The organism is Streptomyces sp. NPDC088730 (assembly GCF_044751215.1).
GTDB lineage: Bacteria > Actinomycetota > Actinomycetes > Streptomycetales > Streptomycetaceae > Streptomyces.
This window is the reverse complement of record NZ_JBIVLK010000018.1, coordinates 1-14,812: the sequence shown is the minus strand read 5'-3', so window position 1 is coordinate 14,812 and position 14,812 is coordinate 1. Positions and strand designations below refer to the sequence as shown.

General features: G+C 71.2%; 14 protein-coding genes. 10 read left to right on the top strand and 4 right to left on the bottom strand.

Annotated elements, in window-relative coordinates:
• Positions 1-29 precede the first annotated feature (29 nt).
• Positions 30-1,241 (bottom strand): cytochrome P450, encoded by a 1,212-nt coding sequence (locus ACIP89_RS33505; RefSeq protein WP_401932194.1) that lies wholly within the window; start codon positions 1,239-1,241, stop codon positions 30-32.
• Positions 1,242-1,622: 381 nt separating this feature from the next.
• Between ACIP89_RS33505 and ACIP89_RS33500 the strand changes: the two genes are divergently transcribed.
• From ACIP89_RS33500 to ACIP89_RS33455, 10 genes are all read left to right on the top strand, one after another.
• Positions 1,623-2,852: a macrolide family glycosyltransferase gene (locus ACIP89_RS33500; protein ID WP_401932196.1), complete on the top strand. Its 1,230-nt coding sequence runs from the start codon at positions 1,623-1,625 to the stop codon at positions 2,850-2,852.
• A gap of 58 nt (positions 2,853-2,910) precedes the next feature.
• Positions 2,911-4,167 (top strand): cytochrome P450, encoded by a 1,257-nt coding sequence (locus ACIP89_RS33495; protein WP_402118141.1) that lies wholly within the window; start codon positions 2,911-2,913, stop codon positions 4,165-4,167.
• Between the two features lie 53 nt (positions 4,168-4,220).
• Positions 4,221-4,667: a sugar 3,4-ketoisomerase gene (locus ACIP89_RS33490; RefSeq protein ID WP_401932201.1), complete on the top strand. Its 447-nt coding sequence runs from the start codon at positions 4,221-4,223 to the stop codon at positions 4,665-4,667.
• A complete protein-coding gene (locus ACIP89_RS33485; protein ID WP_401934588.1) occupies positions 4,664-5,803 on the top strand; it encodes a DegT/DnrJ/EryC1/StrS family aminotransferase in 1,140 nt (379 codons plus the stop codon). Before ACIP89_RS33490 ends, ACIP89_RS33485 begins: the two co-directional genes overlap by 4 nt.
• Before the next feature lie 55 nt (positions 5,804-5,858).
• Positions 5,859-6,764 carry a glucose-1-phosphate thymidylyltransferase RfbA gene (rfbA, locus tag ACIP89_RS33480; protein WP_401932218.1) on the top strand — a complete coding sequence of 302 codons (906 nt, stop codon included), beginning with the start codon at positions 5,859-5,861 and terminating at the stop codon, positions 6,762-6,764.
• Positions 6,765-6,834: 70 nt separating this feature from the next.
• Positions 6,835-7,875, top strand: a complete 1,041-nt coding sequence (rfbB, locus tag ACIP89_RS33475) for a dTDP-glucose 4,6-dehydratase (protein WP_401932219.1) — start codon at positions 6,835-6,837, stop codon at positions 7,873-7,875.
• The gene (locus ACIP89_RS33470; protein ID WP_401934586.1) at positions 7,865-8,458 is read left to right on the top strand and encodes a dTDP-4-dehydrorhamnose 3,5-epimerase family protein; all 594 of its coding nucleotides are present in this window, start codon (positions 7,865-7,867) and stop codon (positions 8,456-8,458) included. The genes rfbB and ACIP89_RS33470 overlap by 11 nt, the downstream gene beginning before the upstream one ends.
• Positions 8,455-9,237 (top strand): thioesterase II family protein, encoded by a 783-nt coding sequence (locus ACIP89_RS33465; RefSeq protein WP_402118139.1) that lies wholly within the window; start codon positions 8,455-8,457, stop codon positions 9,235-9,237. The genes ACIP89_RS33470 and ACIP89_RS33465 overlap by 4 nt, the downstream gene beginning before the upstream one ends.
• Positions 9,227-10,660 carry an NDP-hexose 2,3-dehydratase family protein gene (locus tag ACIP89_RS33460; protein WP_401932209.1) on the top strand — a complete coding sequence of 478 codons (1,434 nt, stop codon included), beginning with the start codon at positions 9,227-9,229 and terminating at the stop codon, positions 10,658-10,660. The genes ACIP89_RS33465 and ACIP89_RS33460 overlap by 11 nt, the downstream gene beginning before the upstream one ends.
• A gap of 32 nt (positions 10,661-10,692) precedes the next feature.
• Positions 10,693-11,685 (top strand): Gfo/Idh/MocA family protein, encoded by a 993-nt coding sequence (locus tag ACIP89_RS33455; protein ID WP_402118137.1) that lies wholly within the window; start codon positions 10,693-10,695, stop codon positions 11,683-11,685.
• Here ACIP89_RS33455 and abc-f read toward each other — a convergent pair.
• The 3 genes from abc-f to ACIP89_RS33440 form a co-directional block, all read right to left on the bottom strand.
• Entirely contained in the window at positions 11,675-13,330 is a 1,656-nt protein-coding gene (abc-f, locus tag ACIP89_RS33450) for a ribosomal protection-like ABC-F family protein (RefSeq protein WP_401932212.1), read from the bottom strand. The genes ACIP89_RS33455 and abc-f overlap by 11 nt on opposite strands.
• A gap of 384 nt (positions 13,331-13,714) precedes the next feature.
• A complete protein-coding gene (locus ACIP89_RS33445; RefSeq protein ID WP_401932214.1) occupies positions 13,715-14,536 on the bottom strand; it encodes a BTAD domain-containing putative transcriptional regulator in 822 nt (273 codons plus the stop codon).
• A gap of 181 nt (positions 14,537-14,717) precedes the next feature.
• Positions 14,718-14,812, bottom strand: a 95-nt coding sequence (locus ACIP89_RS33440; protein ID WP_388403288.1) for an adenosylhomocysteinase, incomplete at its 5' end; no start/stop codon positions are given.

Below are 14,812 nucleotides of genomic sequence, written 5' to 3'. Positions count from 1 at the left end.
GCCGGGGAGGCCGGGTGCCGGAGCGCCCGTCACCACGTGACGGGGAGCTCCACGAGTCCGCGGACGAGCATGTCCCGGTGCCAGGCGAGTTCGTCGGCGGGCACGGCGAGGCGCAGTCCGGGCAGCCGGCCGGTGAGGACTTCCAGGGCGCACTGGAGTTCGGCGCGGGCCAGCGGGGCGCCGAGGCAGAAGTGCGGGCCCTGGCCGAAGGCGAGGTGCTGGTTGGGCTCACGGTCGAGGACGACGCCGGCGGCGTCCTCGAACACGGTCCCGTCGTGGTTGGCGGAGGCGAGGGAGTAGACGACGGCCTCGCCGGCGCGGATGGTCACGCCGCCGATCTCGACGTCCTCGGTGGCGACGCGGGTGGGTCCGACGCTGTTCCACAGCGGGACGACGCGCAGGAGCTCCTCCACGGCTGCGGGCACGAGTCCGGGGGTGGCGCACAGCCGCTCGTAGCGGCCGCGGTCCCGCAGGAGGACCAGGACGTGGCCGGCGATCTGGCTGGCGGTGGTCTCGTGGCCGCCGATGAGCATGCCGCCGATGAGCATGAGCAGTTCGTTCTCGGAGAGGCGTTCGCCCTCGTCGTGGGCCAGGACGAGGGCGCTGAGGAGGTCGTCCTCGGGCTGCGCGCGCCGCTTGACCACGTATCCGCGCAGGTAGTCGGCGTACTCCTCGGCGGCCTGGCCGACCTGCTCGTCGGTGTAGCGGCTGGCGGACATCAGGGCCTCGGTGAAGGCCCGGAAGATGTGCTGGTCCTCGTGGGGGATACCGAGCATTTCGCAGATGACCGAGGTGGGCAGGGGCAGCGCGAGCTTCTGGACGAGGTCGGCGGGCCCGCCGTCGGCGACCAGGTCGTCGACGAGGGCGTGGGTGATCTCGGCGATGCGGGGGCGCATCTCGGCCACGCGGCGGGCGGTGAAGGCGCGGGAGACGAGCCGGCGCAGCCGGGCGTGGTCCTCGGGGGGCATGCCCATGAGGCCGACGGAGTCGAGTCCGCGGGGGGCGGCGCGGGGCACGTCCTTGTCGGCGCCCGCGTGCATGCTCAGCCGAGGGTCGGCCGAGGCCTTTTTGATGTCCGCGTGCCGTGTCAGGAGCCACGCCTCGCCGCCGTAGGGCATGCGGACCCGTGCCACGGGCTCGCCGGACCGGAGTTCGGCGTACGCGGGGTCGAGCGCGAGGTCTACTCGGTCGCCGAACGGATACGTCCGGACGGATCCGGCGACGGCATGAGGGCAGGTCATGACTGAATCTCCTCTGTACGCGGACCCTGACACCGAACAGCAGCACCGCACCATTGCCATCGGCGAGTTTTTGATTGTGTCAAGTCACCGCGAATTGGCCAGGAAATTCGAGTCGGATTTTAGCGATGCACAAGCAGCGCACGACAGCGATTTGAGCCGGGCACGACACGGGCTGTTCAGAATGGAGAAACGCAGACGACTGTGTCAGGTCTCCCCTTGCGCCGCACAAGTGAGGGGCCGTAATTTTCCGTTGCACCGAAGACCTGCACCGAAGTACCGAAGACTTGCGCCGAAGATTTTCGCCGAAAAGTTGCGCTGAAGAGTCACATCGAAGAGCTGCATCGAAAAGCCGTATCCGTTTTGCCTCGAAAGGCTGCCCCGATGGCACATATCGCCTTCTTCATTCTCCCTGCGGCCGGTCACGTCAACCCGACGCTGTCCGTCGCCCGGGAACTCGTCGCGCGCGGCCACCGGGTCACCTACGCCCTGTCCGAGAGCTACGGCGAACGGGTGCTCGCGACGGGGGCGGAGTTCGTCCCCTACCCGATGGACCAGGACCGCTTCCTGGCCACGATGGTGCCGCAGCAGGACTCCGCCGAGTACACGGACCAGCAGGAGTTCGTGAACATGATGAAGTGGATGCTGGAGCTGACCCGGCAGACGCTTCCACGGTTCGAGGCCCACTTCGAGTCCGAGGGCCGTCCGGACGTGTTCGTGTGCGACCCGTCCTCCTTCTGGAGCGGGGCCGTCCTGGCGGCGAAGTGGGGCGTGCCGGTCATCCGCAGCACACCGACGTACGTGGCCAACGAGCACTGGTCCCTGCACCCGCCGGTCGACACGGCGGAGGAGCAGCAGGAGGACCCGGAGACCGGGGAGCTGTTCGGTGCCGTCGCCGGCCTGCTGGCCGAGCACGGCGTCGAGAAGAGCATCGGGGAGTTCGCGCAGGACGTGCACTCGGGTCCCGCGCTGGTCTACCTGCCGCGTTCCTTCCAGTACGCGGGCGAGACCTTCGGTGAGGAGGTCGCCTTCGTCGGCCCGTGCACGAGCGACAACAGCTTCCACGGCGACTGGGAGGCGCCCACCACGGGCCGCCCGCTCGCGCTGGTCAGCCTGGGCACCCTGTACAACAAGCAGCCGGAGTTCTTCCGCGCCTGCGTCGACGCCTTCGCGGACCTGGACTGGGACGTGGTGGTCGCACACGCCGGCGGGGTCGCGGAGGGCGGTCTCGGCGAGCTGCCGCCGAACGTGCGGGTGCACTCCTTCGTGCCGCAGGGGGCCGTGCTCAAGCACGCGTCCCTGATGATCAACCACGGCGGTACGAGCACCGTGCTCCAGGCCGTCTCCGAGGGCGTCCCGGTCATCTCGGTGCCGCAGATGGCGGAGCTGCACGCGACGGCGACCCGGGTGGAGCAACTGGGCGTGGGCGCCAAGATCCTGCGCAAGGACATCTCCCCGGAGAAGATCCGCGAGACCGTGCTCGCCCTGGCCGCCGACGAGTCCGTCGCCGCGAAGGTGGCGTGGCTGCGGCAGGAGATCGAGTCCGCGGGCGGCCCGACCGCGGCCGCCGACGCGGTCGAGCGGCTCCTGGTGCCGGCGCCCGCCGTCGGCTGAACCGCCCGCCCCTCCCCCCTTTCCAGACTCTTGCCGAATACCAGCTGAGGAAGCCGATATGACGACACAGATCGCCGAGGACACAGAGGCCGTGGCCGCGGACATCCCGGAGACCGAGGCGCCGCACCCGCTGGCGCAGCCGGCCGAGGCCGACGCCGAGGGGCTGCTGGAGTGGTTCGCGCGTTGCCGCGCCGAGGCCCCCGTGTTCTGGGACTCGACGCGTTTCGCGTGGCAGGTGTTCTCGTACGAGGACTACAACACCGTCTCCACCAACCCGCAGATCTTCTCCTCCGACTTCTCGCCGGTCTTCCCGGTGCCGGAGGAGCTGGCTCTGCTGATGGGACCGGGCACCTTCGGCGGCATCGACCCGCCGAAGCACGGCCCGCTGCGCAAGCTGGTCAGCCAGGCGTTCACCCCGCGCCGGATGGCCGCGCTGGAGCCGCGTATCGCGGAGATCACCGGCAAGCTCCTCGCAGACTTCGGCGACCGCACCGAGATCGACGTGGTGACGGATCTGGCGTACCCGCTGCCGGTGACGGTGATCGCCGAGCTGCTGGGCGTCCCGGCCTCGGACCAGGACCTGTTCCGCGAGTGGGTGGACGTGATCCTCAACAACGAGGGCATGGAGTACCCCAACCTCCCGGCCGACTTCGCGGAGACCATGGGCCCCGCCATCAAGGAGTGGGCCGCGTACCTGTACGCGAAGATCGCCGAGAAGCGGGCCACACCGTCCGACGACCTGATGAGCGGGCTCATCGAGTCCGAGGTCGACGGCCGCCGCCTCACCGACGAGGAGATCGTCAACATCGTGGCGCTGCTGCTCACGGCGGGCCACATCTCCAGCGCGACCCTGCTCGGCAACCTGTTCATCGTGCTGGACCAGCACCCCGAGGTGCAGGCCGAGCTGCGGGCCGACCGCTCGCTGATCCCGGGCGCGGTGGAGGAGACGCTGCGCTACCGCAGCCCCTTCAACAACATCTTCCGGCTGCTGAAGGAGGACACCGACATCCTCGGCGTCCCGATGAAGGCCGGCCAGATGGTCACGGCGTGGAGCGCCTCGGCCAACCGCGATGCAGGGCAGTTCCCGGACCCGGACACCTTCGACGTCCGCCGGACCGCGAACAAGCACATGGCCTTCGGCCACGGCATCCACCACTGCCTCGGCGCGTTCCTGGCCCGGATGGAGGCGAAGGTGTTCCTCAACCTGGTCCTCGACGCCTTCTCGTCGTTCGAGGTCGACCTGGACAAGGCGGAGTTCTACGAGGCGGACCAGCTGACCCCGCGTCACCTCCCCGTCTCCGTCGTCCGCGGCTGATCCAGCCGCGCCTGAGGCACCGGCCGGACAGGGCAACCAGGGAGCGCGATCGCATGTCGGTGGGCATCATCACAGAACCGAAGGTGGGCAGGGTCAAGCCCTGTGCCTTCATCGAGTTGGAGCAGCACAACGACGCACGGGGCAACCTCTCGGTCGTCGAGTCCGAGTGGACGGCGGGCTTCCCGATCGAGCGGGTGTACTACCTGCACGGTCTGGACACCGGCTCGTCCCGCGGCGGGCACGCGCACCGGGCGCTGGAGCAGCTCGTCATCGCCGTCCACGGCAGTTTCACGATCACCGTGGACGACGGGGTGAACCAGGCGGAGCACCGTCTCGACGACGCCGGCCGGGGCCTGTACATCGGGCCGATGGTGTGGCGGAACCTGAGCGACTTCTCGGAAGACGCGGTCAGCGTGGTCCTGGCCTCGCGGCACTACGACGAGTCGGACTACTACCGCGACTACGACGAGTTCCTGCGGCACGCGAGGAGGGGGCTGTGACGGCCCCGGCGCCGGCCCGCCCGGCACGCGTTCCCTTCCACGACCTGCGGGACCTGCACGCCCTCGACGGTGTGCAGGCGGAGATCGACGCCGCCGTACTGCGGGTGTCGCGCTCCGGACGCTACCTCCTCGGCCCCGAGCTGGAGGCGTTCGAGGAGGAGTACGCCCGGTACTGCGAGAACGCGCACTGCGTCGGCGTCGGCAGCGGCCTGGCCGCCCTGGAGCTGACGCTGCGGGCGCTGGGCATCGGTGAGGGCGACGAGGTGGTCGTCCCCGGGCACACGTACATCGCGACCTGGCTCGCGGTGTCCGCCACGGGGGCCCGCCCGGTCCCCGTGGAGCCGGAGGCCGATTCGTACCTGATCGATCCCGACCGCCTCGCGGCCGCGATCACCCCGCGGACCAGGGCGGTCATGCCGGTGCACCTGTACGGGCACCCGGTGGACCTCGACGCGATCGAGGCCGTCACCGCGCCCCGGGGCATTCCGGTCGTGGAGGACGCGGCCCAGGCGCACGGGGCCCGCTACAGGGGCCGGCGGATCGGCTCGCGGTACGCGGCGGCGTTCAGCTTCTACCCGGGCAAGAACCTGGGCGCGCTGGGCGACGCCGGGGCCGTGGTCACCTCCGACCCGGAGCTCGCCGGGAAGATCCGGCTGCTGCGCAACTACGGCTCCCGCGAGAAGTACCGGCACGAGGTGCGCGGCACCAACTCCCGGCTGGACGAGATGCAGGCGGCGGCGCTCCGGGCGAAACTGCCGTACCTCGACGCGTGGAACGCGCGCCGGGGCACGATCGCCGCACGCTACACCGAGGGCCTCTCCGGCCTGCCGGGGGTGGTCCCGCCGGCCGTCCGGTCCTGGGCCGAGCCCGTCTGGCACCAGTACGTGCTGCGCACCGCGCACCGCGAGGAGCTGCGGCAGGCCCTGACCGGGGCCGGGGTGGAGAGCCTGGTCCACTACCCGATCGCCGTCCACCGATCCGGCGCCTACGCGCGCACCCCGTCCGCGCCACTGCCCCGCTCCGAGCGGCTGGCGGCGGAGGTGCTGAGCCTGCCCATGGGCCCGCAACTGATCGCGCGGGACGCGGAGACCGTCATCGCGGCGGTCCGTCACGCCACGGAGAACAGCCATGTCTGACGTCATGAAGGTCCCGGCCCTCTCGGCACTCGGCGACCCCGCCTCCCGCCGTCCGATGAAGGGCATCGTCCTGGCGGGTGGCAGCGGCACCCGGCTGCGCCCGCTGACCGGCGCGCTGTCCAAGCAGCTGCTGCCGGTGTACGACAAGCCGATGATCTACTACCCGCTGTCGGTGCTGATGCTGGCGGGTATCCGCGACATCCAGATCATCTCCGCCAAGGACCACCTGGAGATGTTCCGCGCGCTGCTCGGCGACGGACGACAGCTCGGCATCCGCCTGAGCTACGCCCAGCAGGAGGAGCCCCACGGCATCGCGGAGGCCTTCCTCATCGGCGAGGAGCACATCGGCGACAGCCAAGTGGCGCTGATCCTCGGGGACAACGTCTTCCACGGCCCCGGCTTCTCCCAGCTGATCGCGCAGGCCGCGGCCCGCCTGGACGGCTGCGAGCTGTTCGGCTACCCGGTCAAGGACCCCCAGCGGTACGGGGTCGGCGAGATCGACGCCGACGGCTCCCTGCTCTCCCTGGTGGAGAAGCCGGTCAAGCCGCGCTCCAACCTCGCGGTGACCGGCCTCTACCTCTACGACAACGACGTGGTGGACATCGCCCGCCGGCTGACGCCCTCGGCCCGCGGCGAGCTGGAGATCACCGACGTCAACCGCGCGTACCTGGCCCAGGGCCGGGCCCGGCTGAACCCGCTGGGCCGGGGGTTCGCCTGGCTGGACATGGGGACCCACGACTCGCTCCTGCAGGCCGGGCAGTACGTACAGCTGCTGGAGCAGCGCCAGGGCGAGCGGATCGCCTGCGTGGAGGAGATCGCCCTGCGGACGGGTTTCATCAGCCCGGAACAGTGCTTCGCCCTCGGCAGCGACCTGGGCGCCTCCAGCTACGGCGACTACGTGCGGGACATCGCCCGCCGGGCCGCCGCCGAAGGCCAGGCCGCCGACTCCTCGGCCGCCTGACCCCCCACTGAACCCACTGAACCCACTGAACCCACCGTCCCGTCCCCTTCCCCGGAAAGGCCTGTTGGAGATGCGAGTCCTGGTGACCGGAGGCGCGGGCTTCATTGGCTCGCACTTCGTCAGAGAACTGCTGTCCGGGGCCTATCCGGACCTCGACGGGTCACGGGTGGTGGTGCTGGACGCCCTCACCTACGCCGGGAATCCCGCCAACCTCGACCCGGTCCGCGACCACCCGGGTCTGGAGTTCGTCCACGGCGACATCTGCGACAGGGAGCTGGTCGGGCGGCTGATGGCCGGGACCGGCTTGGTGGTGCACTTCGCGGCCGAGTCGCACGTGGACCGCTCGATCGCCGACGCCTCCGAGTTCGTGCGCACCAACGTGCTCGGCACCCAGACCCTCCTCCAGGCGGCCGTCGAGGCGGAGACCGCGCGCTTCGTGCACGTCTCCACGGACGAGGTGTACGGCTCGATCGACTCGGGCTCGTGGCCGGAGGAGCACCCGCTGCTGCCCAACTCCCCGTACGCGGCCTCCAAGGCCTCCTCCGACCTGATGGCGCTGGCCTTCCACCGCACGCACGGCCTGGAGGTGTGCGTGACGCGCTGCTCCAACAACTACGGCCCCTACCAGTTCCCGGAGAAGGCGATCCCGCTGTTCACCACCAACCTGGTCGACGGGCTCGACGTGCCCCTGTACGGCGACGGCCTCAACAGCCGCGACTGGCTGCACGTGGACGACCACTGCCGGGGCATCGCCCTGGTCGCCGCGAAGGGCCGGGCCGGCGAGATCTACAACATCGGCGGCGGCACGGAGCTGACCAACCTCGAACTGACCGGACACCTGCTGGAGTTGTGCGGCCGGGACCGGTCGGCGGTGCGGAGGGTCACCGACCGGGCCGCGCACGACCGCCGGTACTCGGTGGACATCTCGAAGATCTCCCGCGAGCTGGGATACGAGCCGCGGGTGCCCTTCGCCGAGGGCCTGGCGGCCACGGTGGCCTGGTACCGGGAGAACCGGGCGTGGTGGGAGCCGCTGAAGGAGCGTGCCGCACTCCCGGGGGCGGCCGCCGCCGGGCGGGACGCGGAGCAGCGGGCAGGTGCCCGTGCGCATTGACGAGACCGGCATACCCGGCACGTACCGGCTGCTGCCGGAGCGGTTCGAGGACGAGCGCGGCCACTTCTACGAGGCCGCCAGGCACAGTGAGCTGACGGCGGCGACCGGGCTGCCCTTCGAGGTCCGCCAGGTCAACAACTCCGTCTCGCGGCGCGGCGTCCTGCGCGGGGTGCACTGCAACGACGTTCCGGCCGACGCCGGGAAGCTGGTGACCTGTGTCCGGGGCTCGATCCTCGACGTGATGGTCGATCTCCGTCAGGGCTCGCCGTCCTTCGGCCGGTACGCCGTGAACCGGCTGGACGCCGGGGACGGCATCGCCCTCTACATGTCCGGCGGCATCGGCCACGCCTTCCTGGCCCTGGAGGACGGCACCTGCGTCAACTACCTGTTGTCCGCGGAGTACGTGCCCGGGGCCATGGTCGACCTCGACGCGCTCGATCCCGGACTGGGCCTGCCGTGGGAGCTCGCGGAACCGCCGGTGCGCTCCGCCAAGGACGCGGCCGCGCCCTCCCTCGCGGAGGTCGTCGCCTCCGGCAGGCTGCCGCGGTACGTACCGACGGGCGGGGAGCTGATCCGGCCGTGACCGTTCCCGCCACCCGCGAGCCCGCTTCCCCCTCCTCCCCCTCCGGCGTGTGGCTGCGCCGCTACCGGCCCGTCGAGGACCCGGCCGTCCGGCTGGTCTGCTTCCCGCACGCCGGCGGCTCCGCCACCGCCTATCTGCGCTTCGCCGACAGTCTCGCCGACTCCGGCGTCGAGGTCCTGGCGGTGCAGTACCCGGGCCGTCAGGACCGGCGCGGGGAACCCTTCATCCAGTCCGTCGACGCCCTGGCCGAGGCGGTGCTGCCGGAGCTGCGGGAGTGGACCGGCCGCCCGTTCGCCCTGTTCGGGCACAGCCTGGGCGGCACCCTGGCGTACGAGACCGCGCGCCGGCTGACCGGCTCCGGCACGGAGCCCGTGCACCTGTTCGTATCCGGCCGTCGCGCACCCACGGTGCCGCGCACGGACACCGCGCACCTGCTGGACGACCGGGCCCTGATCTCCCGTATCTCCGCGTTGCAGGGCACCGATCCGGCGCTCCTCCAGGACGAGGAGCTGCTGCGGATGGTGCTGCCCGCGCTCCGCAACGACTACGGGATGGCGGGCGCCTACCGGCACCGCGCCGGAGCGCCGCTGTCCGTGCCGCTGACGGTGCTCACCGGGGACAGCGACCCCAACGTGTCCGTCGACGACGCGCGGCGCTGGTCGGAGGTGGCCGGGGGCCCGGTGGACCTGCACGTGCTTCCTGGCGGGCACTTCTTCCTCAACGACCGCTCGGAATCCGTCTGCCACATCATCGAGGAGGCGCTGGAACATGTCCGCTGACACCCTGGCCCGGACCGCAGACCGAACGGACACCGCGCACCGCCTGCTGGTGTCGGCCCGTACCCCCGACAGCGCGGCCACGCCCATGGACCAGGTGCTGGGCTGGCTGGCCGAACAGGCCCGCGCGGGCAGCTTCCGGGTCACCCGGGTACCGTTCGCCGCGCTGCGGGGCTGGTACTTCGACGGCGACGGCAACCTGCGCCACGAGTCGGGCCGCTTCTTCGCCGTGGAGGGCCTGCACGTCACCGCGGACGGGCTGCCGGAGCGGGGCTGGAAGCAGCCGATCATCGTCCAGCCGGAGGTCGGCCTGCTCGGCATCGTCGTGAAGGAGATCGACGGCGTCCTGCACTTCCTGATGCAGGCCAAGATGGAGCCGGGCAACATCAACACCCTCCAGCTCTCCCCCACCGTGCAGGCCACGCGCAGCAACTTCACCGGGGTCCACCAGGGGCTCGGCATCCCGTTCCTGGACCTGTTCCTCGAACGGGGGCGGGCGCGGGTCCTCGTGGACGTGCTCCAGTCAGAGCAGGCCGACTGGTTCCTCGCCAAGCGCAACCGCAACATGATCATCGAGATCGACGAGGACACCAGCACCGGGGACATCGGCGACGGCTTCCGCTGGCTGACCTTCGGACAGTTGCTGCGCCTGCTGCGGCTGGACAACGTGGTCAACATGGACACCCGCTCCATCCTGGCCTGCCTGCCCACCGCCGGCGCGGAACCCGACGGCGTGGACCTGGATCCGGTCCTGCGCTCCTTCCACGGCCTGTCGGCCCCCTCGGTGCACGACACCGGCGAGGTGCTCAGCTGGCTCACCGGCATACGGGCACTGCGCGAGCTGGTCCAGCACCGGGTGCCGCTCGCCGAGGTCGCCGAGGACGGCTGGACGTTCACGGACGAGGAGATCGGGCACGCCGGGGGACGCCGGTTCCGGGTGATCGGGGCCGACATCTCGGCCAGCAACCGCGAGGTCGCCTCCTGGACCCAGCCCCTGATCCAGCCTCAGGTGCCCGGCCTGATGGCCCTGATCGTCAAGCGGATCAACGGCACCCTGCACGCCCTGGTGCAGGCCCGGGTGGACGTCGGGCACCTGAACGTGGCCGAGCTGGCGCCGACCGTGCACTGCCGGCCCGCCGACCACACGGGCCCGGGGACCGATCCGTACCCGCCCTTCCTCGCGGACGTACTGGCCGCCCCGGCCGCGCGGATCCACTACGACGCGGTGCAGTCCGAGGAGGGCGGCCGCTTCTACCACGCGGAGAACAGGTACACGATCCTCGAAGTGCCGGGGGAGTTCAGCGAGGACGTGCCGCGCGACTACGCCTGGGTGACCTTCTCCCAGCTCACCGAGCTGATGGCGCACGGCAACTACCTCAACGTCGAACTGCGCACACTCGTCGTCTGTGCCCACACCCTGTACTGACCGCCCCTCCGCCCCCTCCCACCGAGGACGTCATGCCCGCTCCCCTGCGCCTGGGACTCCTCGGCTGCGGCGACATCGCCGCGCGCCGCACCCTGCCCGCGCTGCTGCGCACCCCCGGACTCGAACTGGCCGCCACGGCCGCCCGCGACCCCGCGCGGGCCAAGGCGTTCGCGGACCTGTTCGGGGGCACCCCCGCGCGCTCGTACGAGGACCTGCTCGGGCGGGCGGAGGTGGACGCCGTCTACCTCTGCCTGCCCACCATGCACCACGCCGCTTGGGCCGAACGTGCCCTGCGCGCCGGCAAGCACGTCCTGGTGGAGAAGCCGCTCGCGACCCGCGGTGCGGAGGCCGAGGCCCTGTACGAACTGGCGCGGGAGCGCGGCCTGGTGCTGCTGGAGAACTTCATGTTCCTCCACCACGGCACCCAGCGGCGGGTCGCGGGCCTCCTCGCGGACGGGGTCCTGGGCGAGGTGCGCGCCGTCTCGGCGGCGTTCACGATCCCGCCGCGCCCGCCGAGTGACACGCGCTACGACCCGCGGACCGGGGGCGGGGCCCTGCTCGACAGCGGGGTCTACCCGCTGCGGGCCGCCCTGCGCTTCCTCGGCTGCGGACTGACCGTGGCCGGCGCGGTGCTGCGCACCGACGAGGAGTACGGCGTGGACCTGTCCGGGGCCGTACTGCTGGCCGCCCCGGAGGGCGCGGTGGCGCAGCTCCGGTTCGGCATGGAGCACCACTACCGGTCCTGGTACGAGATCCAGGGCAGCGCCGGCACCCTGTCCGTGGACCACGTGTACACGACGGCGCCCGATCACGAGCCGGTGGTCCGGCTGGCCACCGGCACCGGGCAGACCGAGATCCGGGTGCCCGCAGAGGACCATTTCGAGGCGGTACTGCGGTTCTTCGCCGCGTCCGTGCGCGCACCCGGCGCGCGGCGGCCCGGCCTGCCGCTCCTCGGTGAGGAATCACGGCGGCAGGCCGGGCTGCTGGACGAGATCCGCGCGGCGGCGGTCCGCGTCAGCCGGTGACGGCGGCTTTCCCGCTCAGTTCGAGGTGCGAGCCCCGGAAGGCCCGGCGCATCCGCCGGTCGTGCGTGACGACCACCACGGTCCCCGTGTAGTCCACCAGGGCCTGCTCCAGCTCCTCGACGAGCAGCGGGGACAGGTGGTTGGTGGGCTCGTCCAGGAGCAGCAGGTCCACGGGCCGGGTGACCAGCCGCGCCAGGTCGATGCGGCGACGCTGGCCCACGGACAGGGAGCCGACCGGGAGGCTGAACTCCGACTCCCGGAACAGGCCCAGGGAAAGCAGTTGCTCGGTGTACTCGTCGGCGTGGCCGAGGCGGCCGTCGGCGAACTCCGCGAGCACCGTGCGCCGGGGGTCCTTGGGCAGTTCGTCCTGGCGCAGCCAGCCGATCCGCTCGGCCCGCCGCACGGTACCCGCGTCGGGCTCCAGGTCGCCGGCGAGCACCCGCAGCAGGGTGCTCTTGCCCGCGCCGTTGGGTCCGGTGATCAGCAGCCGCTCGCCATGGGCGAGGGAGAGCGAGTCGAGGGCGAGGCGCCCGTCGACGCGCAAGCCGGAGACCTCGGTGAGGGGGCCCTCCGGCACCTCCGCGGTCTCGTCGCCCACCACGATGTCGGCGGTGAAGCGCAGCGGCTCCGGCGGCTTCGGCACCGGGTCGGTGTGGAGGCGGTTCAGCCGCTCGTTGGCGTTGCGGGCCTTGCTGGAGGTCGAGGACGAGGAGGACCTGGCCCGGTGGTGCTCGGAACCGCTGAAGGCCCAGGGGCCCTTCTTGGCGATGGAGGCCAGCATCCGTCCCGCCGTGGCCGCGCGGGTCTCCTGCCGTTCGATCTCGGCGAGGTGCTCCTCGTACTCCCGCTCCCAGCGGGCGCGGGCGGCGGCCTTGGCGGCGAGGTAGCCCTGGTAGCCGTTGCCGTACCGGTTGACGGTCTTCCGGTCGGGGTCGACCTCCAGGATGGCGGAGGTGACGGCCTCCAGGAAGGCGCGGTCGTGGGTGATGACGACGATGGTGCCGCGGTGGTCCTGGAGTCGCTTCTCCAGCCAGTCCACGGCCTGGTCGTCGAGGTCGTTGGTGGGCTCGTCGAGGAGCAGCAGCTCGGGGGCGGCGGCCAGGGTGGCGGCCAGCGCCAGCCGGGATCGCTCGCCGCCGGAGAGGGTGTCCACCGGACGGTCGCGGTCGAGTCCGGGCAGTCCGAGGCCGTGCAGCGCCGTGTCCGCACGGGCATCGGCCTCGTAGCCGCCGCGGTCCTCGAACTCCGCGAGCAGGTTCCCGTACTCGGCGAGGAGCTCCGGGTCGTCGTCCACCAGCGCGTCCTCGACCTCGTGGAGACGCTTCTCCACGGCACGCAGGTCCGCGAAGGCGCGGTCGAGGACATCCCTGACGGTGGCTCCGGCCGGCATGTCGAGGCGCTGCGGCAGGTAGCCGACGCCGCCGGGGGCGGTGACGGTCACCTCGCCGTTGTCCGCGGCCTCGGCTCCGGCGATCAGCCGGAGCAGGGTGGACTTGCCTGAGCCGTTGTCGCCGATGACGCCGGCCTTCTCACCCGGCTTGACGGTGAGGGACACCCGGTCGAGCACGACGTGGTCGTCGTACCGCTTGATGACCTCCTCCAGCGTGAGCTGGGAATGCGCCCGTGATGCCGTGGGCGAGGACATGCGCATATGCGTACTCCTGGTGGTGCGGGGTCGGAGAGCGGGGACCGGACTCTCCGCGAACTGCTTGGCGAGGTTGAGCTTCCCGGTGTGGTTGCGGCCGAGTGCCTCCCTGACGTAGGTACGGGGCCCGCGCCGTCCTCGGCGCCCTCACCGAGGATCTTCCGCACGGCCTTCCTCCCGCAAGACCACGCCGTGCGGGAGGGCCCCGGACGCGGGGTGGAGGAACTCATCCCCCTCGACCGGTCCGCCGACGGATGCGCTCGGGCAGGGTTGTCGGCGTGCGCGGGTTCTCCGGCTCGGCGCGGCTGTTGGCGCCGGCCCTCGGCCGGACCTTCGCACACCGCGCTTGAGATCCGCTCGAACCCGTTTGCCCCGGGCGGCATTCTACGCGGCGTAGAGGTCGAACGTGGAGCTGCGGCGCGGTCCGGAGGCCATGTCCAGTGCGGGGTCCACCATGAGCATCGCCCGGTGCAGGCGCTGGAGTTGTGGTGAGGGCTCGACACCGAGGTCGTCGATGAGCCGGGTGCGCAGACGCCGGTAGACGTCGAGCGCGGACGCCTGGCGGCCGGAGCGGTAGAGCGCCACCATGGCCTGCGAGTGCAGTCCCTCGTGCTGCGGGTGACGCGCTATCAGTTCGGCCAGTTCGACGATGAGTTCGGTGTGCCGGCCGAGGCGGAGGTCCGCGTCGATCCGGCGCTCCACCGTCACCAGCCGGCTCTCCTCCAGCCGCATGACCTCTATCTCCAGGATCGGGCCGACGCGGACGTCGACGAGCGCCGGACCCTGCCACAGGGCGAGCGCCGTGCGCAGCAGGGCGGCGGCCTGTTCGTCCTCGCCGGCCTCGAAGGCCCGCTGCCCCTTGGCGACCAGCCCCTCGTACTCGTGCACGTCGACCGTCTCGGGGGCGATCTGCATCAGGTAGCCGCCGTGCCGGGTGGCGAGCACGTCCTTGGCCCCGCCGGGGGCGCCCGGCCCCATGGCCGTGCCCAGCCGGCGGCGCAACTGGAGGATGTAGGTCTGGAGGGTGGTGAGGGCGCTCTGCGGGAGCCCGGTTCCCCAGATCTCCTCCATCAGCGTCGGCACGGGGATCACCCGTCCCGGGTACAACGCGAGAAGAGCCAGGATCTGGCGCGGCTTCCCTGCCGTCGGAACAATCGATCCCCCGTTGACCTCGGCACTCAACGGACCCAGAACCTGAATCCTCACGGTTTCCTCCGTACGTGGTCGAGTTCGCATCGATTTTCAGGCTTCGCCGACGAACGCTAGCGAAGTACCGGGGGCGGGCCCGGATTTCTCCAGCGCCTGTCGAGCCGGTCTCTATTGCCGGCCCTTCCAGGGAAGGAAGAGCTGGCACGGTCTCCCTCGGTCGGTTGACCGGATTCCCAGGTCAGTAGCGGTAGTGGTCGGACTTGTACGGGCCGTCGACCTCGACACCGATGTACGCCGCCTGCTCCGGGCGCAGCGTCGTGAGCTTCACGCCGA